The organism is Paenibacillus sp. B01 (assembly GCF_009649995.1).
In the GTDB taxonomy this organism is placed as follows: domain Bacteria; phylum Bacillota; class Bacilli; order Paenibacillales; family Paenibacillaceae; genus Paenibacillus_O; species Paenibacillus_O pasadenensis.
In genome coordinates, this window is sequence record NZ_CP045802.1 from 2,735,156 (window position 1) to 2,760,943 (window position 25,788).

Annotated in this window: 20 protein-coding genes; 17 read left to right on the forward strand and 3 right to left on the reverse strand. The window is 66.0% G+C overall.

Annotated features, from left to right (window positions below; genetic code table 11):
- The first annotated feature begins 101 nt into the window (after positions 1 to 101).
- Both GE073_RS11835 and rpmG read left to right on the forward strand, forming a co-directional pair.
- Entirely contained in the window at positions 102 to 1,298 is a 1,197-nt protein-coding gene (locus tag GE073_RS11835) for a GTP-binding protein (protein ID WP_153783510.1), read from the forward strand.
- A 36-nt stretch (positions 1,299 to 1,334) separates the two neighbouring features.
- Positions 1,335 to 1,484 (forward strand): 50S ribosomal protein L33, encoded by a 150-nt coding sequence (gene rpmG / locus GE073_RS11840; protein WP_028599664.1) that lies wholly within the window; start codon positions 1,335 to 1,337, stop codon positions 1,482 to 1,484.
- A gap of 78 nt (positions 1,485 to 1,562) precedes the next feature.
- Here the strand turns inward: rpmG and GE073_RS11845 are convergent, their stop codons facing one another.
- Positions 1,563 to 2,633, reverse strand: a complete 1,071-nt coding sequence (locus GE073_RS11845; protein WP_153783511.1) for a CobW family GTP-binding protein — start codon at positions 2,631 to 2,633, stop codon at positions 1,563 to 1,565.
- Positions 2,634 to 2,906: 273 nt separating this feature from the next.
- Between GE073_RS11845 and GE073_RS11850 the strand changes: the two genes are divergently transcribed.
- From GE073_RS11850 to GE073_RS11885, 8 genes are all read left to right on the forward strand, one after another.
- Complete coding sequence (locus GE073_RS11850; RefSeq protein ID WP_153783512.1) at positions 2,907 to 4,430, forward strand: glycan biosynthesis hexose transferase WsfD; 1,524 nt, start codon at positions 2,907 to 2,909, stop codon at positions 4,428 to 4,430.
- A complete protein-coding gene (locus tag GE073_RS11855) occupies positions 4,382 to 5,224 on the forward strand; it encodes a GGDEF domain-containing protein (RefSeq protein WP_028599661.1) in 843 nt (280 codons plus the stop codon). Before GE073_RS11850 ends, GE073_RS11855 begins: the two co-directional genes overlap by 49 nt.
- Positions 5,217 to 6,629: a hypothetical protein gene (locus GE073_RS11860; protein ID WP_153783513.1), complete on the forward strand. Its 1,413-nt coding sequence runs from the start codon at positions 5,217 to 5,219 to the stop codon at positions 6,627 to 6,629. The genes GE073_RS11855 and GE073_RS11860 overlap by 8 nt, the downstream gene beginning before the upstream one ends.
- Positions 6,630 to 6,632: 3 nt before the next feature.
- Positions 6,633 to 7,892 (forward strand): glycosyltransferase family 2 protein, encoded by a 1,260-nt coding sequence (locus tag GE073_RS11865; RefSeq protein WP_153783514.1) that lies wholly within the window; start codon positions 6,633 to 6,635, stop codon positions 7,890 to 7,892.
- Between the two features lie 11 nt (positions 7,893 to 7,903).
- Positions 7,904 to 10,126: a cellulose biosynthesis cyclic di-GMP-binding regulatory protein BcsB gene (locus GE073_RS11870; RefSeq protein ID WP_153783515.1), complete on the forward strand. Its 2,223-nt coding sequence runs from the start codon at positions 7,904 to 7,906 to the stop codon at positions 10,124 to 10,126.
- Positions 10,127 to 10,142: 16 nt separating this feature from the next.
- A complete protein-coding gene (locus tag GE073_RS11875; RefSeq protein WP_153783516.1) occupies positions 10,143 to 11,210 on the forward strand; it encodes a glycoside hydrolase family 113 in 1,068 nt (355 codons plus the stop codon).
- A 99-nt stretch (positions 11,211 to 11,309) separates the two neighbouring features.
- Positions 11,310 to 11,885, forward strand: coding sequence for a GNAT family N-acetyltransferase (locus GE073_RS11880; RefSeq protein WP_153783517.1), 576 nt, complete (start codon positions 11,310 to 11,312; stop codon positions 11,883 to 11,885).
- A gap of 105 nt (positions 11,886 to 11,990) precedes the next feature.
- Positions 11,991 to 12,830, forward strand: a complete 840-nt coding sequence (locus GE073_RS11885; protein WP_028599655.1) for a DegV family protein — start codon at positions 11,991 to 11,993, stop codon at positions 12,828 to 12,830.
- Between the two features lie 150 nt (positions 12,831 to 12,980).
- Here the strand turns inward: GE073_RS11885 and isdG are convergent, their stop codons facing one another.
- Positions 12,981 to 13,331 (reverse strand): heme oxygenase, encoded by a 351-nt coding sequence (gene isdG, locus GE073_RS11890; RefSeq protein WP_323744199.1) that lies wholly within the window; start codon positions 13,329 to 13,331, stop codon positions 12,981 to 12,983.
- A 232-nt stretch (positions 13,332 to 13,563) separates the two neighbouring features.
- On the opposite strand from isdG, the gene GE073_RS11895 reads away from it, so the two are divergent.
- From GE073_RS11895 to GE073_RS11925, 7 genes are all read left to right on the forward strand, one after another.
- Positions 13,564 to 14,073: an NEAT domain-containing protein gene (locus tag GE073_RS11895; protein ID WP_194843350.1), complete on the forward strand. Its 510-nt coding sequence runs from the start codon at positions 13,564 to 13,566 to the stop codon at positions 14,071 to 14,073.
- A gap of 16 nt (positions 14,074 to 14,089) precedes the next feature.
- On the forward strand, positions 14,090 to 15,232 hold the full coding sequence (locus tag GE073_RS11900; RefSeq protein WP_194843351.1) for an S-layer homology domain-containing protein: 1,143 nt from the start codon (positions 14,090 to 14,092) through the stop codon (positions 15,230 to 15,232).
- Between the two features lie 61 nt (positions 15,233 to 15,293).
- Positions 15,294 to 16,250, forward strand: a complete 957-nt coding sequence (gene isdE / locus GE073_RS11905; RefSeq protein WP_153784718.1) for a heme ABC transporter substrate-binding protein IsdE — start codon at positions 15,294 to 15,296, stop codon at positions 16,248 to 16,250.
- Positions 16,247 to 17,230 carry a FecCD family ABC transporter permease gene (locus GE073_RS11910; RefSeq protein WP_153783520.1) on the forward strand — a complete coding sequence of 328 codons (984 nt, stop codon included), beginning with the start codon at positions 16,247 to 16,249 and terminating at the stop codon, positions 17,228 to 17,230. Before isdE ends, GE073_RS11910 begins: the two co-directional genes overlap by 4 nt.
- Positions 17,220 to 18,008 carry an ABC transporter ATP-binding protein gene (locus GE073_RS11915; RefSeq protein WP_153783521.1) on the forward strand — a complete coding sequence of 263 codons (789 nt, stop codon included), beginning with the start codon at positions 17,220 to 17,222 and terminating at the stop codon, positions 18,006 to 18,008. Before GE073_RS11910 ends, GE073_RS11915 begins: the two co-directional genes overlap by 11 nt.
- A 335-nt stretch (positions 18,009 to 18,343) precedes the next feature.
- Positions 18,344 to 18,784 (forward strand): hypothetical protein, encoded by a 441-nt coding sequence (locus tag GE073_RS11920; protein ID WP_153783522.1) that lies wholly within the window; start codon positions 18,344 to 18,346, stop codon positions 18,782 to 18,784.
- A gap of 104 nt (positions 18,785 to 18,888) precedes the next feature.
- A complete protein-coding gene (locus GE073_RS11925; protein WP_228551854.1) occupies positions 18,889 to 23,589 on the forward strand; it encodes an NEAT domain-containing protein in 4,701 nt (1,566 codons plus the stop codon).
- A gap of 87 nt (positions 23,590 to 23,676) precedes the next feature.
- Here the strand turns inward: GE073_RS11925 and GE073_RS11930 are convergent, their stop codons facing one another.
- A complete protein-coding gene (locus tag GE073_RS11930; protein ID WP_101809094.1) occupies positions 23,677 to 25,596 on the reverse strand; it encodes a glycosyl hydrolase family 18 protein in 1,920 nt (639 codons plus the stop codon).
- Between the last annotated feature and the right edge of the window lie 192 nt (positions 25,597 to 25,788).

Consider the following 25,788-nt stretch of genomic DNA (forward strand, 5'->3'; position numbering starts at 1 on the left):
ATAACGATAGGATATGCGGATCGATCCATGGAACCGAGCTGGCTGAGGCCGGCTTGTTCCTTGCCCAAAGATCGTAAAAATTACATTATAGGAGGATTCCCATGACTCAATCCCTGCTTCCCGTCACCGTCCTGAGCGGTTATCTCGGCTCCGGCAAGACGACGCTGCTCAACCATGTGCTCCACAACCGCGATGGCCTCAAGGTCGCCGTCATCGTCAACGATCTGAGCGAGGTGAACATCGACGCCGGGCTCGTCAAGGAAGGCGGCGGCCTGTCGCGCCTCGACGAGAAGCTCGTCGAGATGTCGAACGGCTGCATCTGCTGCACGCTCCGCGAGGACCTGCTCGTCGAGGTGGAGCGGCTGGCCAAGGAAGGCCGCTTCGACTACATCCTGATCGAATCGACCGGCGTCGGCGAGCCGGTGCCCGTCGCGCAGACGTTCTCCTATGTGGACGAGGAGCTCGGCATCGACCTGACCCGCTACTGCCGGCTCGATACGATGGTGACGGTCGTCGACGCCAACCGGTTCTGGATCGACTACAGCTCCGGCGAGTCGCTGCTCGAGCGCAGCCAGGCGGTCGGCGAGGACGACACCCGCGACGTCTCCGACCTGCTGCTCGATCAAGTGGAGTTCTGCGACGTGCTCGTGCTGAACAAATGCGATCTCGTGCCGGAGGAGGAGCTGCAACGCCTCGAGGGCGTGCTGCGCCGGCTGCAGCCGCGCGCCCGCTTCATCCGCGCCGAGCATGGCCGGGTAGAGCCTTCCGCCATCCTGAATACGGGCTTGTTCGATTATGACGAGGCAGCGGCTTCTGCCGGCTGGATGAAGGAGCTGGCCAAGCCGGCGCATACGCCGGAGACGGACGAATACGGCATCTCGAGCTTCGTCTACGACCGCCGTATCCCATTCCATCCGGAGCGGCTGCGGCGCTGGCTGGGGGACTGGCCGGAGCAGGTCGTCCGCGCCAAAGGCTACGTCTGGCTGGCTTCGCGGATGCAGACGGCTCAAAACTTGAGCCAGGCCGGGCCGTCGATCAGCTTCGGACCGGCGGGATATTGGGCGGCGGCGCTGCCTCGAGAGGAGCAGGAGCAGCTGAAGCGGGAAGACGCCGAGCTCGCGGCGAGCTGGCATCCCGTCTACGGCGATCGGGTGAACCGGATCGTCTTCATCGGCATCGGCCTGGACCCGGAGACGGTCACCGCTTCGCTCGACCGCTGCCTGCTGACGGAGGCGGAGCTCGCATCCGACTGGTCGCTGTTCGCGGATCTGCTTCCCGGAGGGAGCATGCCGGCCTGAGCGGCCCCGGATATTCGACCAAGGAGGTGACGATGGATGAGAGTGACGATCACGCTGGCTTGCACGGAGACGGGAGACCGCAACTATACGACGACCAAGAACAAGCGGACGAATCCCGAGCGGCTGGAGCTGAAAAAATACAGCCCGCGGCTGAAACGGGTGACGCTTCACCGCGAGACGCGCTGACGATTCGGGCTGCCGCTGCCGCTTGGCGAGCGCAGCCGGGAAGCGGGCGGCGCTGCAGCCGGGAACGACGGCTCCGGCTCATGGCCGTCTGCCGTAGAGGGACGCCCAGCGCTCGCGAAGCGGTCCCTCGTCAAGGGCCGAGCCGATGAGCACGAGGTACGGCTGGCCGGGATAAGAGGCAGGCTCCCACTCCGCGCGCCCTCCGGCATGCTGGAGCAGCAGCGTCTCGCCGCCGAGGCGCAGATAGCCTTTGGCCCGCACGAGGCCGTCGCCGAGCTCGCGCAGGAACCGCTCGACCTCGGCCCGCTCCGGCTGGGTGCCGGCCGGAGCGGGCAGCGTCAGCGAGCGCAGGGAGCCGCCGCTGTAGCGGTCCGCGAGCGGCTGCGCCGTCGGCAGCGTCTTCAGCGTGCGGGATGCGGCCGCCGCCGTTCCGGCCATGGAAGGGCCCGTCCCGGCCGAAGCGCCGGGGACGGCTCCGGCCGGGGCGGCATCTCCCCGTGACGCCGCCGCTCCGGCAGTGCTTCGGCGCGGGTGAATCCCATGTAGCAAGGAAGCGGCATCGATGCGGCAGCGCTCTGTCTCCAGGACGGCGGCTGCCGCATTTTGCTTTTTGACGGCCCGCCGTGCCTTGAGACGCTGTGCCTCCGGCGCCGTATCGGCTTTATTGAGCAGCACGAGATCCGCGCTTGCCACCTGGCTGCGCAGCGTGCGCACGAGCTCGCGATCGGCGCTGAAGCGGCTGTTGTACTCGGCGAACGTGCCGGCGTCGACGACCGTGACGACCGCAGCCAGCTCCAGACCGGCCGCATGCGCCGTCCCGCCGTCCTGCAGCAACTCCCGCAGCTCCGCCGGATCGGCTACCCCGGTCAGCTCGACGAACAGGACATCCGGCTCCGTACGGGCAAGCGAGACGAGGCTCGACTCCAGCTCGCTGCGCTTCGTGCAGCACAGGCAGCCGTCCAGCAGCTTGCGCACGGGCAGGCGCAGCTTTTCGGAGACGAGGCTGCCGTCGACGTCGATCTGGCCCAGCTCGTTCATGAGCAGGGCGGCGTTCAGCTCCCGGCGCGCGCATTCCTCCAGCAGCCTCAGCAGCAGCGTCGTCTTGCCGCTTCCGAGAAATCCGGACAGCAGATATACGGGAACGCTCATCGTCGGCACTCTCCTTTCCTTCCTAAAGAAGGATATGGACAGCCGCTTCCAAGTAGTACCGCATGCCGCATCGCCGAGCGGTCCGCGCGAGTCAGGAATCTGCTGGAAGAACCGCCTTTGGCCTTGTGCCAAAGGCTTTTTTGCGTAAGATTAGAGGAGCTTGCGAAAAATATCTTTATTACGCTTGGGAGTTATCGTTAAATATTGGGTATAGATGATGTGACGAATCGACGCAATCCGCCGTCGGTTTCGAGAAGAGGAGGGAAGCCGGACATGCTCGACGAGGCACGGCGCACCAAGCATCCGGCTCGAATCGCCGCCGCCGCCGCGCTTGCGGCCGCCATCGTCATCATAACGGCGCTGTTCGTCAAGCCGTATCTCGGCATGGCGGACAATGGCGACTTCTTTCGGGAGATCCACAACCCGGGCCTGTACGATCTGAACGAGACGTACGAGGACCGGCATTTCGACTATTACAACCGCATCTACGGCGTCCGCGAATATCCGTACGACTCCAACACCGCCTTCATCTCCTCGCTGTCGCTGTTCATCCGCGGGGCGATCGGAGCGGACCTGCTGCTGACCGGCGACAACCGCTTCGATATGCGGGCGATCGCCGCGCTGTATGCGGCGCTGTTCCTGGCGGCGATCTACTTGATCGTGAGGCAGGCGGCCGAGCGCTTGACCGCGGCGGGGGCAGCCGCGGCGGCGCTGATCGCCGTATTCGTTCTCGCCGACACGGGCTATACGGCCTATTTCAGCTCCTTTTACGGGGAGCCGGCTTCCTACGTGCTGCTGCTGCTGACGATGGCGCTGCTCATGCGGCTGCCTGAGCTCGACCGCCGCTCGGCGGGCTGGCTCGCCGCCTGGGTCGCCGCCGCCGGGCTGTTCGCCGCCGCCAAGCAGCAGAACGCTCCGGCCGGCATCCTGCTGGCGCTGCTCGGACTGCGCGCGGCGTTTCTGTACCAAAGCAGGCGGCTGCGGCGGCTGGCGATCGGCGGCGCGGCGGCGGTCGCGGCGGTCAGCGTCCTCACCTACGGCCTGATGTCCGACGACATCAAGCATATCAACCAGTACCACGCCGTGACGCGCGGCATCCTCCAGAACACGGAGCATCCGGAGCGCGATCTGCAGGAGATCGGGCTCGATCCGAAGTTCGCGGTGCTGGCGGGCACGACGTATTACGACAAGTACCAGCTGGAGCCGGTGGAATCCGAGCTCATGCAGGAGGAGTTCTACTCCAAGTTCGGCTACTTGGCGCTGCTTCGCTACTATGCGCTGCATGCGGACCGGGCGATCGACAAGCTGAACGAGGCCGCGAGCCACGCTTACCAGATCCGCCCGACGGCGATGGGCAACTACGAAAAAAGCGCCGGCCGGGAGCCGGGAGCGAAGTCGTCGTTCTTCTCCGGGTGGAGCAGCCTCAAGCAGCAGCTGTTCCCGGGCACGTTCCGCTTCATCGTCCTGTTCTACGCCGTCTTCTACGGCGGGCTTGCCTATCTCTACGTCGCGGCCTGGAGGGGCCGCCGCAGAGCGGACCAGTTCCGTCTCGAGGCGCTCGCGCTGCCGGGCCTGATCGGCCTGTCGCAGCTCGGGGTGTCGTTCCTCGGCGCGGGCGATGCCGACCTGGCCAAGCATCTGTTCCTCTACAACGTCTGCTTCGACCTCATGTTCGGCCTGATGGCCGGCTGGGTCGCGCACAAGATCATGCAAAGGCTGCGCCTGCGCGGGAAGGCTGGGAAAACGAAATGGAAGTCAAAAAGCTCGATATCTGGGTCATCGTCCTTGCCGTCCTGAGCTACGGGATCGTCAACTGGTTCGTCCTGCTTCCAAAGGACAGCTACCTGCAAAACACGCTGCTGCTGAGCGCGCTGTTCGCCGTCGCGGTGCTGTCCTACCTGAGCGGCCTCATGATCGCGCTCACCGCCTCGGCCGTCTGCATTTTCTTTTACGGCAGCTATGTGATGTACGGCAGCGTCATGCAAGGCAAGGGCATCGAGTCGCAGGTGTATTACTGGCTCGTGCTGCTGCCGCTCGTCGCCGTCCTCACGGCGGTCATCGGCGGCCTGATCCGCTCCATCCAGCAGGAAAACCTGCGCATGCGGGAGCGCTACTCGGACTTCGTCACGATCGACGAGATCACCGGGCTCGAGAACGCGCGCGTCTTCTACGCCGTGCTCGGCCAGTTCATGAGCCTCTCCCGCCGCTACGAGCTTCCGCTCAGCGTCATGCTCGTGCGGCTCGACTACTATGACGACATCCGCGGCATCGTCGGGGGCGAGGCGATGAAGGACGTCGTCGCCTGGATCGGCAAGCGGCTCGGCGAGAGCACGCGCACCGAGGACTCCAGCTACATCCTCGAGGACGGCCGCACGTTCGCGCTGCTGCTGCTCGGCGACCGGGAAGGGGCGCAGGTCGTCAAATCGCGCATCAAGGAAAGCATCTATTCGTACGATCTGCAAAAAGCGGCCAAGGCGGTCACGGTGCGGCTCGAGCTTCGCGTCGGCCTCGCCGCCTACGATCCTTCCGAGCCTTCGGATCCGCTTTCCCTGCGCCGCGCGGCCGAAAAGGACATGGAGTACGATGTGTAGCGCGCGGCATGCCGGCGGCGCGGCGAGGCATGCGGCCGGCCGGAGGCTCGTCTGCTGCTTCCTGTTCGTTCTCCTGCTGCTGCCGGCCGCCGCGCCGTCTCCCGCATCCGCCGCTACGCTGGCTTTCCGCGCGGATTCTTCTCCGGCGCTGCGCCAGGCGGCGCAGCCGGAGGGCGGCAAGGCGCTCGTCGTCTACGGGCGCGAGTGGAACAGCCGGGACGGGCGCGAGCGGCTGATCGAGCTGTACCGGATGCTGCGCGGGCCCTATGCCGCCGTAGGCTTCGTCCGCGGCGGAGACGCGCGGCCGGAGCAGCTGCAGGAGGCGGATCTGGTCGTTGTTGCCGGGGGCGCGGAGGAGCCTTTCCGAAGCGGGCTGCCGCTGCCGTCCGGCGCCGCCGGAGGCGATACGGTGCTGCTGGATACGACGGACGGCTTGGCCGCTGCGGCGCGTCAGCTCGCCGGCTGGCTCGACGCCTCCGGCGTGTCGGCGCCGACGTACGCGCTTCTGAGCGGCATCAGCCCGTTTCTCGATCGCGAGGAGCTGGAGCGCAAGGCCGCCTGGCTGCACGAGCGCGGCATTCCGTACTGGATGGAGCTGCGTCCGCTGTTCACGGGCGGCGATTCGCCTTCGCTGGACGGCTATTACGAGACGCTGCGCCGGATGCAGGAGCTCGGCGGCGTCGCGCTGCTCGGTCCGCTCGCCGGCTGGACGCCGCCGGACGAGTGGGACTCGTATTTGTCGGGCCACGAAGTGACCGGCGCGACCGATACTGACGATGCCGCGGTGCTCAGCGCGCGCTCGATGTACGCCTATGTGAGCCGCGGCGTCTATCCGGCCGGACTCGCCGGTCCGCCGGATCTGCTGTTCGATCCGGAATGGAGCGGGCTCGCCGCTTCCGCCGACCTGTTCGTCGAGGGAGCCGGCTGGCAAGGCTTCTCGCGCGATCTCGACGCCGCGCAGGCGTGGATGGGCCGCTACGCGGCTCTGGCGCCGGCGGCCGGCGCCGAGGGCGAAGCTCCGCTTCCGGAGAGCTCCGCCCGCGTCTTCGCGGTCGAGGCCGGACTGCCGCTGGCCGCGTTCCAGGCCGCCGTGGAGGCGGAGCTGGGGCGGGGGACCGCATTCGCCGATCCCGCCTCCGTGGACAGCCGGATCGTCTGGGAGGAGCAGTCGCTCGTCCGCCGGGACGGGCAGACGCTGCTGAACGGCAGTCCCGCGTCCTGGACCGCTCCCGAAGTCCCCGAGCCGACAGCCGCGCCGCCGGCGGATGGGGGGCTGACGACGGTGAACCGCGGCGTCCAGAACGTCCTATCCGTGCTGTTCGTCGTCTCGGTCCTCGTCGTGGGGGCGTTTACGGCGGCGTTTGTCGTCGGCCGCCAGATCAATCGCAGAAAGCATCTGAGGTGAGCCATGGAGCAGCTGGGCTGGATCGATTACCTCTTTCTGTATTGCATGGTCTGCATCTGGATCATGCTTCTCATCAATATCGTGCTCACGGCAGGCGGATACCGCTACTACCTGAAAACGCTGCAGATGCGCGTGGACGAGCCGCTGGACGACTATCCGACCGTTTCGGTGCTCATCCCGGCCCATAACGAGGAAAAGGTGATCGGCCAGACGGTCGGCGCGCTCATGGAGCTCGACTACCCGAAGGACAAGCTGGAGATCATCGTCATCAACGACAATTCCAGCGACGGCACAGGAGCGATCCTCGCGGAGCTGCAGCGCAGCCGTCCCGACGTGAATCTGCGCATCCTGACGACCGGTCCGGAGACGGGCGGCAAAGGAAAGTCCGGCGCGCTCAACAACGGCTACGCCGTCAGCACCGGCGAGGTGCTGGCCGTCTACGACGCCGACAATACGCCGGAGCGCTCGGCGCTTCGCATCCTCATCCACACGCTTTGGCGGAACGACCGGCTCGGAGCGGTCATCGGCAAGTTCCGCACGCGCAACGGCAGCAAAAACTGGCTGACCCGCTTCATCAACATCGAGACGCTCGGCTTCCAGTGGATGGTGCAGGCGGGACGCTGGGAGCTGTTCGGCCTGTGCACGATACCCGGCACCAACTTCGTCGTCCGCCGCAGCATCATCGAGCAGATGGGCGGCTGGGATACGAAGGCGATCGCCGAGGATACGGAGATCAGCTTTCGCATCTACCGCCTCGGCTACCGGATCCAGTACATGCCGCTCTCCGTCACCTGGGAGCAGGAGCCGGAAACGGTGCCGGTCTGGATGAAGCAGCGCAGCCGCTGGGTGAAGGGCAACATCTATGTCCTGCTCAAGAACATTCCGCTGCTGTTCTCTCCGGAGTCGAAGCGGATCCGCTTCGACCTGATCTATTTCTGCTCGGTCTATTTCCTGTTCCTCAGCTCGGCGCTGCTGTCCGACGCGATCTTCGTGCTCGGCATCCTCGGCCTGATCGAGTACAACATCGTCGGCAACACGCTGCTGCTCTGGCTGATGGCGTTCCTCGTGTTCGTGCTGGAGATGGGGCTTGCCCTCAGCATGGAAAAGGGGCAGAGCCGCCCGCGCAACATCGCGCTCGTCGCGATCATGTACTTCACGTATTGCCAGCTGTGGCTCGTCGTCGCCCTGCAGGGAGTCTACCAATTCATCCGCGATGCCATCCTGCGGCGGGAAGCCCGATGGTACAAGACGGAACGGTTCTAAGGAGAATGTCCATGAAAAAAACGATCGTGGCCGCAGCAGTCCTGCTTTCGATCCTGACCTCGCCGCTCGCGGCCGCCGTAGACGCGGCAGCGCCGTCTCCCGCGCCGTCCGCGTCGGCGCAGCCGGCGGACCCGTCCGCATCGGTCGCGCCAGCCGCATCGGCGGCGCCGGAGAGCTCTCCGGCGCCCGGGAGGAGCCTGTCGCCGGCCGTCATGCAGGCGCCGGACGGCTCGAGCCGGATCCGTCTTCCATACGGCAAGGATGTGAAGCTCCAAGGCTATTACTCCGCTCAATCGACGTATTTCACCCTCGGCAAGCATTGGGAGCTGCGCTCGGGCATGCTCCATCTCGAGCTGCGCTCGAGCCGTCTGGCCGCGGATTCCGCGCTGACGGTCGAGGTGAACGGCAAGCCGTCGCGATCGTTGCGCCTGGCCGAAATCGGCGAGGGCGGCCGCAGCCTCGATCTTGCCATCTCCGGAGCCGATCTGGCCGCGGGCGTCAACGAGATCCGGCTGTCGCTCGGCCATGCGGACGACCGGTTCGAGATCTGCGCCGACGACCGCTCCGACGAGAATTGGCTGCTTGTCGGCGAAGGCTCTTACCTGCAGGCGGACTACGAGGAGCAGGCGGCGACGGGCGAGCTGCGCCAGTTCCCGTATCCGTTCGTGCCGGACGCGGGCGAGCGCCGCGGCGAAGGCACGTCGATCGTGCTGCCGGACGGAGCGTCGCCCGCCGCCGTCGCCGCCGGCCTGCAGACGGCGGCCGCGCTCGGCCTGACCGTCGAGGAAGGGCTACCGGGACTGCATATGGGCGTCTATGCCGAGGTCGCCGCCGGCAAGCATCGGAGCGACCATCTGCTCTATGTCGGCCCTGCCTCCTCGATGCCGGAGGCGCTCAAGGCGGCGGCTCCGGCCGAAGCGCTCGGACGGCTGGCCGAGGGCACGCTGCTGTTCCGCGCGGAATCGCCGCTGCAGCCGGGACGGCTGCTCATGGGCATCGTATCCGGGGCGGACGAGAGCGGTCTCGACACGGCCGCCCGGCTGCTGCAAAATCCCGATCTCGTCGCCCAGCTGGACGGCAGCGCCGTGCTGCTGCCGCGCGGGACGAATGTGAACCGGCCGGCCGCCGACGCCTCCCGCGATCGCTGGACGTTCGAGGAGCTCGGCTATCCGCAAGGGCTTCAGGCGCAAGGACCGTTCCGCCAGCAGGCCGACTTCGACGTGAAGCTGCCGTCCAACAAGCTCGTGCTGCCGGGAGCGAAAGCCCGCTTCGAGCTCAAATACGCGAAAAACCTGAATTTCGACCAGTCGCTCGCGACGCTTTACGTCAACGGCATCCCGGCCGGCAGCAAGAAGCTGGACGCCGAGTCGGCCGACGGCGACGTCTGGGAGGTGCCGATTCCGAGCGGCGCGGCCCAGTCGGGCTATCTGGCGATGAGCGTGGCGTTCGACCTGCAGATGACCGGCTACGACTGCATCCGTCCCGGCGAGCAGACGCCGTGGGCGTACATCGCGCCGGAGTCGACGGTCAGCCTGCCGGCCGAGGACGAGCGCGCGCTGCTGCTGGAGCATTATCCGTGGCCGTTCATCAAGAACGGCCGCTGGAATGCCGCCGCCTTTGTCCTCCCGGGCGGCGGCTGGACCGACCTGAGCCGCGAGGCCCGCATCGCCGCCCGGCTCGGATCCTACCTGACCGACAACAGCGGCTCGCTGCAGGCGCGTGCCGATGCTCCGTGGCAGTCGGACAGCCTCAAAGGGCTGCAGCTGATTGCCGTCGGCACGCCGCAGCAAAGCGAGCTCATCCGCTCGGCGGCCCAGCGGCTATGGTTCCCGTACGACAGCGGCCTCGCCCGCTTCGTCGGCAACGAGAAGCGCCGGCTGCTGCCGGACTTCGCGGCGCGGCTCGCCTCGATCCAGCTGCTCCCCGCCGCGGAGGGCGGCGGCTCGCTGCTCGCCGTGACGGCGCCCGAGGAGGAGAGCCTGCAGCAGGCGGAGAACTATTTGTCGATGCGTTCCTACGGCAGCGAGCTCGTCGGCAACGCGACGCTGGTCGACCGCTGGGAGAAGGCGCTGAACCATTATTTCGCCGATGAAGGCAGTCCGGGCGTAGCGGAGCGGGTCAGCCTGAGCTCGGGAGAAGCGAGGCTGTTCGCGATCCTGTTCGGCACGATCCTGCTGCTGCTGCTGCTCGGCATCATCCTGATCTGGCGCAAATACCGCAAAAACCGAAGCTGATCGAGGAGGGATGAGGATGGCGCGCAGGAGCTTCAGCCGCGGCGTCCTCGCGCTCGGCGCGGCGGGGACGCTGCTCATCGGCGCGGCGGCCTGGTGGCTTGCCGCCGGCAACGATGACGGCATGAGGCCGCTGCTCGAGGGCGGCATCCGCTCCGGCAGCCTGTCGACGGACTACGTCATCGAGACGGCGCTGGACGATGCGAGGCGGCTCGAGCTGAACGCCGTCAACGTGCCGGTCGCGGTGAACGTCGCCGATTCGCGGGCGAGCCGCTTCGAGCTGGACGAGGCAAGCCTGGACAAGGCGCGCCGGATCATCCCGATGCTGCATGCGCGAGGCATCCGCGTGCTGCTGGAGCCGTATCCGTGGATCGCGGACGGCAGCGTCGCCGAGACGGCATGGAATCCGTCGGAGCCCGAAGCCTTTTTCCGCCACTGGCAGGAGGACGTGCTGCAGCCGCTCGTGCGCGAGCTGGCCGCTCCGCTGCAGGTCGAGGCGGTCGTGGCGGCGTCCAATCTCGTCCATCTGGAAAGCCGCAGCGGCGACTGGATCCGGCTGCTGAAGGAGCTGAAGGCGCAGTACGGCGGGCTCGTCACCTACAAGACGAACTGGTGGTACACGGCGGATTGGGACGAGGCCAGCCTCGCGGCATTCCGCGCCAAGCGGGACAACCCGCTGTGGGCGGAGGTCGACTTCATCTCGGTGGCGGCATACTTCGAGCTGACCGACAAGATGTCGCCGTCGTCGGCCGAGCTCAAGGCGGCTTTGAGGCATGCGGAGCGCCACGGGCGCGGCCAGGACGTGCCCGCCGAGCTGGAGGAGCTGGCGCAGCGATGGGGCAAGCCGTATTTCTTCGGCGAGCTCGGCTTTCCCGCACGCGAGGGCGCGGCGAGCGAGCCGTGGAATTCCGCGCCGTCCGATGCGCCGGACGCCAAGCTGCAGGCCCGGCTGTTCGAGGCGTACCGGGACGCGTTCCGCGGGCGCGAGTCGTTTCTCGGCTACTCGGTGTTCGCCATCGGCGAGGCCAGTCCGGACAAGCGCTACTACCCTTCGGAAGAAAGCGCCGCCGTCATCCGCTCCTGGTGAGCGGGGCGGCGGTTTTTTCGCGTCTGGCGGCCTCTAGCCAGGAAGCCGCCCTTCAAGTAAGATGGAGCATATTCCCACTTGGAAAGAGGAGGCGGTACGATGGAGCCGATGCTGCTCGACATCGACGAGCCGTTCGAAAGCGGCCGGCTGCTCATCCGCGCGCCGCGCAGCGGCGACGGGGCGGCCATCAACGAAGCGGTGAAGGAAAGCCTGGAGCGGCTCAAGGTCTGGATGCCGTGGGCGCAGCAGGCCCCGACATCCGAGGAGTCGGAGCTGGACGCGCGGCGGGCGGACATCGCCTATCGGCAGCGCGAGGACATGCGGCTGCTGCTGCTGGACCGCGCGAGCGGGCGGCTGATCGGCTGCAGCGGCCTGCACCGGATCGACTGGAAGGCGAGATGCTTCGAGCTCGGCTATTGGGTGCGCACGGGCGAGGAAGGCAAAGGGTATGTGACGGAGGCCGTCGATGCGATCACCGCCTTCGCCGCCGGCCGGCTCGGCGCGCATCGGATCGAGATCCGGTGCGACGCCCGCAACGAGCGCAGCGCCGCGGTCGCCCGCCGCTGCGGCTTCACGCTCGAGGGCGTGCTGCGCGGAAACGACCTGTCGCCTGACGGCAGCCGGCGCGATACGATGGTGTTCGCCAAGGTGAGAGGCGCGGAGCTGGACGGCTGAATCGCTTCTCGTAGCATAAAGAAGCGGGTTTGACAAGTTATATTTGTGACTACTGGGAAGGGAGCCGATCCGGTATAATGTCTCCTGAACGAAAGGAGCCCACCTATGCCGATCAAGATCATAACAGACAGCGGTTCTGATTTGCCCGTTCCCCTGCAAGCCCGCTATGGCATCGAAATCGTTCCGCTGACCGTGACGTTTCCGGACGGTCCGATGGCGGAAGGGACAAGCGCCGAAGCGTTTTACGACAAGATGGAGTCGTTCAGCGAGCTGCCGACGACGGCCAGCCCGAGCCCGGCCGTCTTTCTGGAAGCGTTCCGCAACGCCGATCCGGCCAGCGACCTGCTCGTCCTCTGCATGTCGTCCAATATAAGCAGCACCTATCAGTCCGCGCTCATCGCGAAGGACATGCTGCTCGATGAAGGCTTCGAACGCGGCATCGAGGTGATCGATACGCGCAGCTTCTCCGGCGGGCTGTCCCGCATCGTGGCGATGGCGGCCGCTTATGCCGAGGGCGGCTGCGGACTGCCCGAGCTCAAGGAGCGGACGGAGCGGATCATCGAGCAGACGAGCGCCTACTTTACGCTGGAGTCGCTTGAAAACGTCATCAAGGGCGGACGGCTGAGCCGGCTGTCCGGGGGCGTCGCCTCCGTGCTGAACATCAAGCTGCTGCTGCGCATCAGCGGCGAGGGCAAGGTGGAAGTCGTCGAGAAGACGCGCGGCTTCCGCAAGGCCGTCGGCAGCCTGCTCGCCAAGCTCGACGAGAAGGAGCATGACTACGAGAACTCGGAGATCGCCATCGTCCATAGCGGCAGCGAGCAGCTGGCGCTCGACGTCAAGGAGCGCATCCTGGCGAAGCATCCGTTCCGGGCGGTCCATCTGTCCTGCATGGGACCGGTCATGGGCACGTACGCGGGCCGCGGAGGCATCGGCGTCGCGTTCTGACCGCCGTCTCTATCGCATCATCCGCGCCAAGAGCGCGCAAAAAGCTTGCCCGCCGGCAATTGCCGGCAGGCAAGCTTTTTTGCGTATCGCAGCACGGAAAGGGGCTCGGAGACGGTGTCGAGACCGCTCCCGAGCGGCTGCGGAGCCCCTTCAGGCGGAGTCCGCATCACGCTCGGCAGCGGCCGAACGCGGCTCGCGGACGACCTTCACCTCGTACTGCGTGATCGTATTGTCCAGAATATAGTCCGGCACCTGGCGGCCGGAATGCGATTCGCGGAAGGCGTCGCTGCGGGTCCACGCGTGGAAATCCTCCATGCGCTCCCAGCGCGTGACGACATTGATGAGGTCATGCTCGGCGGACTTCTCGCTTTGCCATACTTCCAGGCCGAGGAAGCCTGGCATGAACTCCACTTTGCCGATCTTGTCGAACCGGTCGGCGAGCTTGCCGGCTTCGCCTTTGCGGATGCGGGACGTATTGGTCACGATGAACAGGGGAATCAACCTCCTTATGGTGTGGGCAGCTTCCACGAGCAGCTTGGAGAGCGGCGGCCCGGGAGCGGGAAAGAGGGGAGTCGGCTTATGATAAGTGAGAATGGTTATCATTGTCAATGGACGAATTGGAAATGTCAAAAAAAATTGGAATCCATGTACAGTTTTCGGGGCGATGTCCTACGATACGGACGAGGAACGGGAAAGCGGGGACCATGCTTCATACCACACGGGAGGACAATCCATGATGCGAAGAACGATCGGCGCGGCGCTCGCCGCGATCGCGCTGCTGGCGCCGGCAGCAGCACCGTTTCAAGCCGAGGCGGCCGCTGCGGGCAAGCTCGCGGACGGCATCTACAAGCTGTCGTACGAAATCCGCAAGGCGGAGAACGAGTCGGTGTCGATGGCGAACGACTACTTCGAGAAGCCGGCGACGATCATCGTCAGCAAAGGCGTCGTCATCGGCAAGATCCAGCTGAACCACAGCGAATGGATCACGGAGTTCAAGACGGCGCGCGGAGACAAGTTTCCTGCCGCGACCGTGCTGCAGAAGGACGCGAAGAAGAATACGAGAGTCGTCCAGTTCCGGATGGACGGCATCCAGAAGCCGCTGGTGTCGAAAATCCATGTGACGGTGCCGGACATCGAGTACGATCACGACTATACGATCCGGTTCGTCTTTGATGCGGATACGATCAAAAAGACCGGCACGGCAGCCGAAGCGGCAAAAGCGCTCGGCTCCAAGGCGAAGTGAGGGGAGGGCGATGACGATGAGCCGCATCTCCCGCTCCGTCCGCAACGCTTCGCTGCTGCTGCTGGCGGCCGCGCTGCTGCTGGCGGCCGCGCCTTCGCCGGCCGCTGCGGCCGGACTGGCCGCAGCCGCGTCGGCTGAAGCCGCCGCGCCGCTTCCGGCCGACGGCGACTACGCCCTCGATTTTCGAATGCTGAGGTTCGGCACCGATCAGGACTCCGTCATGCAGCAATATGTCGTGACGCCGGGGCGCCTGCTCGTGCGCGGCGGCGCCGGCATGTTCGAGCTGACGCTCAAGCAAGGCCGGGAAATCAAGTCGTTCCAAGTGGACAGCGGGAGCGGGCTCGCCGAGGCCGCCGCCGCAGGGGAGGACAAGGCCGCCAATACGCGCGTCGTCTCGTTCCCGGTCGACCGGATCGACGGCCGCTGGAAAGCTTGGGTGAAAATATATTGGCAGGTCAATCCGACCTTCCTCTACGATCACGAATACGACGTCGAGCTCGAGCTTGATCCGGCTTCTCTGAAGCCGCTCGCGCCGACGGCAGGTTCTTCCGCAGCGCAAGCCGGGACCGGCGGGACGGATCCGGCCGGAGCCGGAGCGGCTTCCGGCTCGGCGGCCGCGTTTGCCGACCTGAACGGGCACTGGGCGGAGGCTGCTGTCGCCCAGGCGGTGAAGCTCGGCTTGGCGAGCGGATACGCGGACGGAACGTTCCGTCCGAACGAAGCGGTGCGCCGAGGCGAATTCGCGGTGCTGCTCAGCCGGGCCGCCGGTTATGCCGCTCCTGCAACGAAGGCACGCTTCGCCGATGAAGCGTCGATCCCGTCCTGGATGGCCTCCTCCGTGCAGGCGGCCGTCGCGGCCAAGGCGCTCGGCGGATACGCCGACGGGAGCTTCCGGCCGAATCGGCCGATCACAAGAGCGGAGCTTGCCGTCGTCCTGGCGCGCGCGCTGTCGCTCAAGGTCGAGCCGGGCGACAAGCCCGTGTTTTCCGATGCGGATACGATACCGGCATGGGCGCAGCCCAGCGTAGCCGCTGTCCGGCGGGAAGGGCTCATGAACGGCCGCGACGGCAGCCGGTTCGTCCCGTCCGCGACGGCGACCCGGGCGGAAGCGGCCACGCTGATGCTCGGGCTGAAATCCCGCCTGCAGCGCGGAAGCTAGAAAGGGCGGAATCGCATTCATGAACGAATCTCGCACCACTTGGAGGAAGCGTCCTCTGCCGATGCTGCTGCTCGCCGGCTTGCTGGCGGCAGGCTCGCTGGCGGCCGGCTGCAGCGGCGGCACGGGCGCTTCCGCGCCAGGAGCGCCTTCGGCTTCGCCGGGCTCCCCGGCGCAGGCTGACCCGTCCGCCTCGGCCGCTCCGACGGCTCCGACGGCTCCGACTGCGGAGCCGTATCGCCTTATTTCCACGACGGTCGCCGCCACGCAGCTCGCCGATGCGATCGGCCTCGAGCTCGTCGGCATCCCGACGAGCTCCAAGCCGCTGCCGGAGCGTTATCGCGGCGTGACGGAGGTCGGCAATCCGATGACGCCGAGCATGGAGATCGTGAAATCGCTGGAGCCGACCGAGGTGCTGTCGGTGACGACGCTTCAATACGACCTGGCTCCGATGTTCGACAAGGCCGGGATCCGCGCGACCTTCCTGGACTTCACGAGCGTGGAGAGCATGAGCCGGGAAATCCGTCTTCTCGGGGAAAAGTACGGCGCCGAGAAGAAGGCGCAGGCGCTGATCGGCAAGTTCGACGCCAAGATCGAGGAGATCCGGCAGAAGACGAGCGGCCGGAAGGCTCCGACCGTGCTGATTCTGCTCGGCGTGCCGGGCAGCTATCTGGTCGCCACGGAAAAGTCGTATATCGGGGACCTCGTGCGGCTGGCCGGCGGCAAAAATATCGTCCAGGGGGAAGACGTGGAGTACTTGGCATCCAATACGGAGCATCTGCAGCAGGCGGATCCCGACGTCATCCTGCGGGCGGCGCACGGCATGCCGGACGAGGTCGTGGCCATGTTCGACCGGGAGTTCAAGCGCAATGACATCTGGAAGCATTTCTCGGCGGTCCAGCAAGGCCGGGTCTACGATTTGCCGGAGCCGCTGTTCCCGACGACGGGCACGATCGAGGCCGACGCGGCGTTGGATTATACGGTTCGCAAGCTTTATCCGGAGCTGGAGGAGAAGCCGTGAGCCGGACGGTCCTGTCGTTCGCGGCCGCGGCGCTGCTGCTGGCCGCGACCGCCATCTATTCGCTGCGGACGGGCAGCATCAGCGTCGGCTTCGGCGAGCTCGTCCAGGGCCTGATCCATGGCGGGAACAAGCAGGTCGAGGTCATCCGCGACTTGCGCCTGCCCCGCATCCTTACGGCGATGCTGGTCGGAGCGGCGCTCTCGGCATCCGGCGCGCTCCTGCAGGCCGTGCTGCGCAGCCCGCTCGCCGATGCCGGCGTCATCGGCATCTCCTCCGGAGCCGGCTTCGTCTCCATCCTGACCGTCTCGCTGTTTCCGGGACTGTTTTTCTGGATGCCGGCGCTGGCTTGCCTCGGCGGAGCGCTCGCGTTCGTGCTCGTCTATACGCTTTCCTGGAAGTCCGGCCTCGATCCGATCCGCATGATCCTCGTGGGCATCGCCGTCAACGCCACCTTCAGCGGGCTGGGCCAGGCGCTCCACTATCGGGGCAGCCTTGCGGTTGCGACGGCGAATCCGGCGGCCGCATCGACCTTGACGATGAAGACATGGGACGATGTCGCGGTCATAGCCGGATACGGAGGCGTCGGCCTCGCCTTGGCGTGGCTCGCCGCCGGATGGTGCAACCTGCTGTCGCTGCCGGACAAGTCGGCCCGGAATCTGGGGCTGCGGGTCGCGCGCGCGCGGTGGCTCGTCTCGGCCGCAGCGGTGCTGCTGGCCGCCGTGGCGACGGCGATCGGCGGACTGATCGCCTTTGTCGGCTTGCTCGTGCCGCATATCGCGCGCATCCTCGTCGGTTCGGACTATCGGAAGCTCGTGCCCTTCTCCGCGCTGGCGGGGGCGCTGCTGATCCTGGCGGCCGATACGCTGGGCAGGACGGCGCTCGCTCCGGCCGAAATTCCGGCCTCGCTGCTGCTGGCCGTCATCGGCGGACCGTTCCTGATCTTCCTCATCCGAAGGAAGGAGGGCGTCCATGGACATTGAGCGGCTGAGCTTTTCGCACCGTTCCGACGCGCCGCTGCTGGACAAGCTGACCTTCCAGATTCCGAAGGGGCGGATTACGACGATCATCGGTCCGAACGGCAGCGGCAAATCGACGCTGCTGGGCGTGCTGTCCCGAAATTATTTGCCCTATGAAGGGTCAGCCCGGATCGACGGGAAGGAGATCGCGGACTTCAAGCCGAAGGAGCTCGCGCGCAAGCTCGCGGTCGTCCACCAGCAGAATTCCGCGCCGGAGGACATGACGGTCGAGCGGCTGGTCGCGTTCGGCCGGCAGCCTCATCGCAGCCTGCTCAAGCCGCATGCCCGGGAGGACGAGGCATGCGTCGACTGGGCGCTCGCCGTGACCGGCCTGCTGGACAAGCGCTCCGAGCCATTGGCGCGCCTCTCCGGCGGGGAGAAGCAGCGGGCGTGGATCGGGATGGCGCTTGCCCAGCGCACCGGCATTCTTTTTCTGGACGAGCCGACGACCTTCCTGGACCCGTTCCATCAGCTCGAGCTGATGGAGCTCGTGCAGGCGCTGAACCGCGAGCAAAATTTGACGATCGTCATGGTGCTCCATGACATGAATCAAGCGCTCCGCTACAGCGACGAGCTTATCGTCATGAAGGCCGGCGCCGTCGCTGTCCGCGGCCGGCCCGAGCTCGTGCTGACGCCGGAGCTTATTGCCGATGTTTATGGAGTGAAAGCAAGGCTGTATTTTTGTTCGGAAACGAAAATGAATCATATCCAATTGATTGAAACGATGAAATCAAAGGGTTGATTTCGATTATTTGTCATGGATAAAAAGAAGTAAAACGAATTAATTCCAATAATAAATAATTACAGTTGACAAATTATAAATTCCAAATTTATGCTTGATGCAGCTTCTTCTAGCGGAAGCGGACGGACGTCCGGCAAGGAGCGTGAGCCCCCTTGCCGGCCCAAGCGAGACGGATCGGCGCAGCCATTCAGTGATAATGATAATCAATATCATAATGACGGCGCCGGTCGAAGCGACGAAAGGAGGCGAAAATCGAGTCCGCGACTCTACGAAGCAAGCGGAAGGAAGCTCGAGTGCAGGCAAGCCAACCCAACCCTAAAAAGGAGTGTTGAACGATGAAAAAAAGAATGGTTTCCGTGCTGATGATGATGGTGCTCGCTCTGGCGCTTGCGGTCCCGGCGTTCGCCGGCGATCAGAACTACCAGTTCGCCAAGGCGGACGGAACGACGTCGCATGCCTCCGGCTCGATTGAAGGACCGGCTGTCGTCACGGGCTCCGCCGGCAATTATACGGTGACGATCAAGCTCAAAAATTCCGGCTCGTACGGCGGCATCACGCTTCCGGCAAGCTACGGCTTCCTGAATGCGGACCTGAACGGCGCGCCGGGCGGCGACGGAACGTACGAAGTCACGGCGACGAAGACGGTCTCGGGCGGCTACACGTACTTCACGTTCAGCGGCTTGGCCGACAGCACGTTCAACGTTCCGGTCCAGCTGCAGACGACGGTAGCCGGCATCCATAGCTCGACGTACAGCTTGACGATCGACTGGCTCTGAGCGAACCGCGGAAGCTCGGACAAAGGCGAAGAGCGCCGAATGCGCTCTTCGTTTTCCATGTCCGATGCGTCCGATCAACGATTAGGGAGTGCAGAATAGTGGCGATGCGATGGAGAAGCTGGAGAAGAAGCCTGGCCGTGCTGCTTGCGGCCGGCATGCTCGTTTCCATGGTGCAGCCGGGAGCCGCGAAAGCGGCGCAGCCTGCCGGCCTTGCAGATGGCGTATACGAAGTGGACTATAATTACTACTCTTATGGCAAGAATTCCGTATCGGTCTCGAACAACTATTTGAAGGAGCCGAGGCAAAAAGGGCGGCTGAGCGTGTCCGGAGGGACGGCGACCTTCGAGCACGAGGTCAGCGTGCGCAACTACGGCTATTTCCCTTACCTGGGCACGCGTCTGCCGGGCAAGCCGGCGGCGTCGATCGGGCTCGATCCGGTCACGCAGAAGGACCGGGTGGAAGGCATGGATGGGTATGCTCCGGTCCAAGCCGGCGCGAGCGGCGGCGGGACCTCCTATACATTGCGGTATCCGATCGAGCAAGTCGATCAGCCGCTCGATATCCTGATGCATGTGAACATGCCGGAGTTCGCCTACGACCATTGGTACAACGTGCAGCTCAAGCTGGCGCTGCCGGAGACCGGACCGGTCGATCCGGGGCCAGGCGACGGAGGCGGCAGCGTCGTCCGCGTCACGTACGAGCAGGTGAAGGAGCTGATCTCGGTCGCCGAGTCGGTCTATGCCGGAGCGGTGGAGGGGCCGAACTACGGCATGTACGCCCCCGGCAGCAAGGAGCCGCTCGCAGCCGCGATCGGCTCGGCGCGCGCGATGCTCGGCTTGACGGCGGACGGCGACGAGGCGGCTTATGCCCAGATCCATGCGTCGCTGAAGGCGTCGCTCGCCTTTTTCCAGTCGAAGCGCCTGGAAGCCGACAAGGGAGAGCTGAAAAACGTCCTGCAGGCGATCGAATCGTTCCTCCGGACGGCCAAGCGGCACGGGGACGCCGAAGGCAACCCCGGCGGGGTGTCGGTCGCGATCCATCCCGGCGAGTATTACGCCTCGAATCTCGACTTCCTCGATGATGCGGCCGCCGCGGCAAGGGCGGCGATCGCCGACCCTGCTTCCGCTCCGGCGCAGATCCGCCAGCGCATCGAGCAGCTCGAGTCGGCTTATGAGGCTGCATTGGCGAACCAGTACATCCAGAGCCGCGGCTTTACGCTTTATGCGCTGGATACGCTGGAGCCGACGGACAAGCTTTCGATCTACGGAAACGAGCTCGACGGTGCGGCGACTTCGGTCGTGCTGCGCTCGTCCGCTCATCCGCTCGCCGATTTTTCGGTCAACATCCGGCTCAACGTCGTGCCGGACAACGGCGTGCGGCAGAGCATCGCCAATCCATATCCGCCGTATGAGCCGATCACGTTTTTCCTGCCTCAGGCGGGGCTGAACTCGGCGGAATCCGCCGCCGGCCGCCCGGTCTATCAGGTGAACCCGGCCGGCTTCGTGCAGGCGGACGAAGAATGGCTCGGACTGAGCATGATCCAGTACGAGATCGGCGGCGAGACCCGCACCCTCTACATCAGCTACAACGCCGACAAGCTGGAGGAGCTGAAAGGCGCGCGGGAGCGCGCGACGCAGCTGCTCGCGGCGGCCTCGGAGCCGCAAGGAGCGGCTGCGCAGGCGCTGCAGGAAGCGCTCCGCGCCACGGACGCGGCCGCGTCCAACTATGCGGCGCGCCGGCCGGAGCTGCGGGCGGCCATCGCCGGGCTCGAAGCGGCGATCGCGGAATTCCGCGAGCAGGCGGCCTACCGCTGGAACTACACGGCGGCCGACGGAGCCGCAGACCGCTTTTCGCCTCGAGACGGAGACCTGCTCAAGCCGGCGCTGCTCTCCACCGCCGGAGGCGTCCGGCAGGCGGTCCTCACCTTGCAGGGACAAGCGGCGGCGCAGACGTTCGAGGTGCTCGCGGAGGGCGAGTATCGGCAAGCGGAAACCGTCTCCGCGGACGAGGCGGCCGGCACGCGCACGATCCGCTTCCCGATCGCCGGCGACGGGCTGACGGCCGCTCGGCTGAAGTCCGCTCCGTCCGGAGCGGACGCCGCAGCCGTCCATGAGCTCCGGCTCAACTTCAACGGCGTCGACAACCGCGCCTTGTCGGCGGAGGCGTCGGCAGCCGCCGAGCTGCTCGCCGGCGCGGCCGTCGGCTCGGCGCAAGGCCAGTACCCGGCCTCGGCCAAAGCCGCGCTGCAGTCCGCGCTCGCGGAAGCGGAGCGCGAGGCGGCCGCGCCTGTCGGCAGCCAGGCGGCCAGCGAGCTTGCTCTGGCGGCGCTGAAGAAGGCCGTGCAGACGTTCCGCAGCTCCGTCGTTAAGGACGGCGAGGCTCTAGCAGACGGGACTTATCCGCTCGACTTCCGCATCTACAAAAAAGGAACCGATGAAAACTCGGTCATGGCCGATTACGTCGACCTGTCGAGCGGCAAGCTGGAGGTGTCCGGCGGCTCGCTGTTCGTCTCCTTCCGGCTCAAGCAGAGCCGCGAGATCGTCTCCTTCAAGACGATGCGCCAAGGGAGCCTGCAGGAGACGGAGCGGCTGGAGGAGGACGCGGAGGCGAATACGCGGATCGTCCGCTTCCAGGCGGAGACGCTGAAGGAGCGGCTGCCCGGCTGGGTGAAGATCTATTGGAAGGTGACGGACGACTTCCTCTACGATCATGAATACGAGGTCGACCTCTCGTTCGCGCTCCGGTCGGCGCCGCCGCAGACGAGCGCGCTGGAGTCGCTGCTCCGTCAGGCGGACGCCCTGCTGAAGGACGCCGTGGAAGGAACGGCTGCGGGCCAGTATGAAGCGGGGGCGAAAGCGAGCCTGGCCGAGGTGGCCGAGGCGGCCCGGCAGGCGCTCGGAAGCGCCGCTCCGGACGGCGTCGCCGAGGCGTCGCGGCAGCTGGAGCAGGCGATCGTCCGCTTCAAGGGGTCGGTCCGGCTCGGATCGGCGGCGGTGTACCGCATCCATCTGAGCGAAGCCATCCGGGATGAGACCGGCAGCCGCGCGCTGGCCGACCTGTTCGATCCGGACGGCAGCTTCCTGTACGCAGACGATGCCAGAGACACCGCGGTGCTGTCCTTCCGCAGCGGCGTCGGCGTCGTGCGGCTGCAGAAGGAGAAGGCGGACGGCAGCCTGGAGCTGATTCTCGGCAAGGCGGCTGCGCCCGCTCCGGCCGCGGCCGCGCTGCGGACGGCGGAGGAGCTACCTTCTCGGGCAAGCTTCGAGCTGGACCGCAAGTCGTATTATCGCCTGACGCTGGCCGAGGGCGGAAAAGAGCTCGTCTTCCGCCTGGAGCTCGCCACCGCCTCCTATGCCGCCGTCCCTGGCGGAGGCGGCGGAGGCGGGGCTGGCGCCGGCGCGGAAGAAGTCTATTCGATCGAGTTTACGTTCAACAAGGCGGGCACGCAATCGCTATCGGTCATGCAGGATTACGTCGTCACTCCCGGCAGGCTGACCGTGCGCGGCGGCGTCATGGCCTTCTCGTTCCAATTGAAGCAGAGCAAGGAAATTCCGGGCTTCAAGATCGACACCGGATCGGGGCTGATGGAGCCGGCCGTCGTCTCGACGGACGCGGCCGCCAATACGAGGACGGTGCAATTCGCCGTGCCGAGCCTGGATCAGACGTACCGCGGCTGGGTCGACGTGAAGTGGCCGGAGATGGACTATTTCCACTCCTACGACGTTGATCTCAAGCTGAAGCCCGAATCGAAAAAGCTGATCTCCATCGGCGGCGCCTCCATGTCCGCGCCGGAGGCGAAGCTGGCGGACCTGCATGCTGCAGGACGTTATGACATCGGGTACAAGCTGAAGTCGCCGTCCGGCCAGCAGATCGAGCATCTGTACGATTATTTCCAACGCCCGGCCAAGCTGGTCGTCGCGGACGGCCGCAGCTTCGTGGAGCTGCAGGCCAGCTACCGCAACATTCCGAAGCTGTCGGTGAAGAAGGATGACAAATGGATCGAGGCCGAGCAGCCGGCAGCCGACGAAAAGGCGAACAAGCGGGTGTTCCGCATCGAGGTCGAGCGGGCCGGGGACAAGCTGGCGATCCGCCCGAGCTTCTTCGTCCCGAATATGTTCGATACCTCCTATGAGCTCGAGCTCCTGCTGGATGCCGCGAGCGTCAAGGCGGAAGCGCAGCCTCCGAGCCCTAGCGCGACGCCGTCGCCGGTCCCGGCGCCGTCGGCCACGCCGGCGGCGGTCCGCTTCGGCGATGTCCAAGGCCACTGGGCCGAGGAGCAGATCGCCCTGGCTGTCGCGCGCGGCTGGGCAAAAGGCTACGAGAACGGCGTCTTCAAGCCGAACGCCGCCGTGACGCGAGCCGAGCTCGCCGTGCTGCTGCATCAGGCGCTCGGCCAGAGCGGGGAAGGCGCGGCTCCGACGTTCACGGACGCCGCGGCCATCCCGGCTTGGGCGGCGGCATCCGTCGCGGCAGGCGTCCAGGCGAAGCTGCTGAACGGCTATGAGGACGGAAGCTTCCGTCCGGGCCGCGCCGTGAGCCGAGCCGAAGCGGCGGTCATCGCCGAGCGCGCTCTCGGCGCGGCTGCGGCCGCGTCAGCGTCCGCCGGTGAAAGCGCCGCTCCCGAGTATGTCGATGCCGCCGCGATTCCGGCATGGGCTCGCGCCGCCGCCGCGCAGATGCAGCGGCAGGGCATCATGAAAGGCCGTCCGGAATCGCGCTTCGCCCCGGCCGACAAGCTGACGCGCGCCGAAGCGGTCACGCTGCTGCTGGCGCTCCACGATCGGCTGCAGCCGCGCGAAAAATAAAGAAAAAAAGCTTGCCGTTCGCCCTCAGGCGAATCGGCAAGCTTTTTTTTGCGGCGTTCAGCGCTGCACGTTCCGAAAAAAAATAAGTTAGGATTGCTTCTGCTTCAATACGGCCGTCCAGAGCGACGCCGGCTCGTAGCCGAGCCGCCAGGCGGCGATGCCCGCGAGATCGTACTTCCTCGCGAGCGCGATGCGCTTCGATACGCTTTGCTCCGTCTCGGCCCAGAACACATAGGTGCTGCCGTTCTCGGCGTAGGTGTATTTCGTGAGGCCGGCCGCTTCGTCCAGCGAGGCGTAGACGGGCTTGGAGCTGATCAGCTGCGGCACGTCCTTCATCGCGACGGCGCGGCTGCCGAGCGGCTCGCCTGAGCTGTCCAGCTCCCAGAGCCGGACGTAGAACGGAACGCCGAGCAGCAGCTTGGAGCGCGGCACGCCATAGGAGAGGAACTGCTGGATGCCGCCCTCGGCCCAGCCGAGGCTGCTCACCGGTCCGGCCTCGTCGCTGCCCTGCCAATGCTCGTCGTACGCCATGATGACGATCCGGTCGGCCGCCTCCGCGATCGCTTGATGGTCGTATGCGGTCAGATGGTCCCAGGCGGTGTCGCCGCGCGGCAGATCGACCGTGAGCGTCATGCCGGCCTTGCGCAGGGCGGCTCCGAGCTCGCCGACGAACAGGCTGTAGAGCGCGCGGTCCTTGCCCGCGACGCTCTCGAAGTCGAGGTTGAGGCCGTCTGCGCCGAGCTTCTTCAGGCTGGCGGTCAGCTTCGATACGAACGCGGCGCGGGCTTTCCCGTCGGCCAGGAACGCGCTCGTCCGCTTCGGATCGAAGCCGTTGTGGACGAGCGGCTGCACGCTGAGCCCGCGCTGCTTGAGCGCCGCGGCGAGCTCGGGCAGCGAGTCGTCCTTGAGCGTGCCGGAGGCGTCCGCAAGCTCGTACCACGACGGCGACGAGATGTCGACGCCTTGCGTGCCGGCGAGCTGCGCGACGATGCTGGCTTCGTCGGAGGTGCCGCTCCAGCCGAGCACCTGCAGCGACTGCGGCTGGCTCCAGAGCACGCGGCTGTCGGCGGTGACGATGCGGCTGCGGGCGTAGCCGAGCGCGTAGGAGAGGGCGCTTTGGCGCGTATGGAAGCTGCGCAGCGGCTTGTCTCCCTGCATCACCGTCAGATAGGGCTCGTTCGTCCACCAGATGAGCCCGCCCTGCATGATCTGCGAGCCGGCGAGCGTCTTGGCTTTGGCCAGCGCGCTTTGCAGCGCGAAGTAGCGGGCGACCGGCTTGCCGCCTTGCCGCACCTCGTAGGAGGCTTCCCGCGAAAACAGCACGGCTCCGGTCGCCGCGTGGACGACCCGGCTGCCGGGCAGCTCGGCGGCGGCGAGCGCGGCGTCCTTGAGGAACGAGTAGGCGCTTTGCCGAACGCCTGCGCTGTTTTCGACCGCGTAGACGGGCTTGGCGGCGCGAGCCTGCTTGGCCTGCTCGGCGGTATAGCTGTCCCAGATCCACGCCGCCGCCTCGATGTCGACGATATGGGATTTCGCCCAGCGGGCGGCCTCCGCCTTGGCTGCCTTCAGCGTGGAGAAAGCCCATTCAGGCTTCGTGCTGCCGCCTTGATAGACCCGGTAGCGCGGCGACTTGCTGTACACCCAGCCGGGCTGCTGCAGGTCGCGGATCTGGGCTGACGGCAGCGAGTCCGCCTTGGCCCGCGCGGCGGCGTAGCCGGCATACTCCCATTCGGGACGGCTCAGGCCGTTCAGATAAACCTTGTAGCGGGGCAGGTTGTCCCACAGCCACGCGCGGTCCGCGATGCGCTCCACGCGGCTGTACGCATAGCGGGCGGCGTAGGCTTCGGCGTCCGCCTGCTTGGCGAACTCCTGCAAGGGCCGGTCGTTCTGGTAGACGCGGTATTGGGTGATGGCGGACAGCGATTTGGCGGCGCCGGCGGACGGCGCCGCCAAAGCCTGCAAGCCGATCGCGACGGCGGCCGCGGCGGCGAGCGGAGCGAATTTCATCTGGTGGATTCCTCCCGTTCGAATAGGATGATGGCGTTATGTAGAGGAGCGTCGCTAAAGCTCCCGGCGCGTTTGTCGCCTGCCCTTCATTGGACGCGGCGGCGGCGGTCGAGTTGTGTGGGAATGAGTGGGAATGCGCTTCGGAAAATTACCCGCTCCGGCCGCCGATGAATCCATGCCGCCGATGGATGA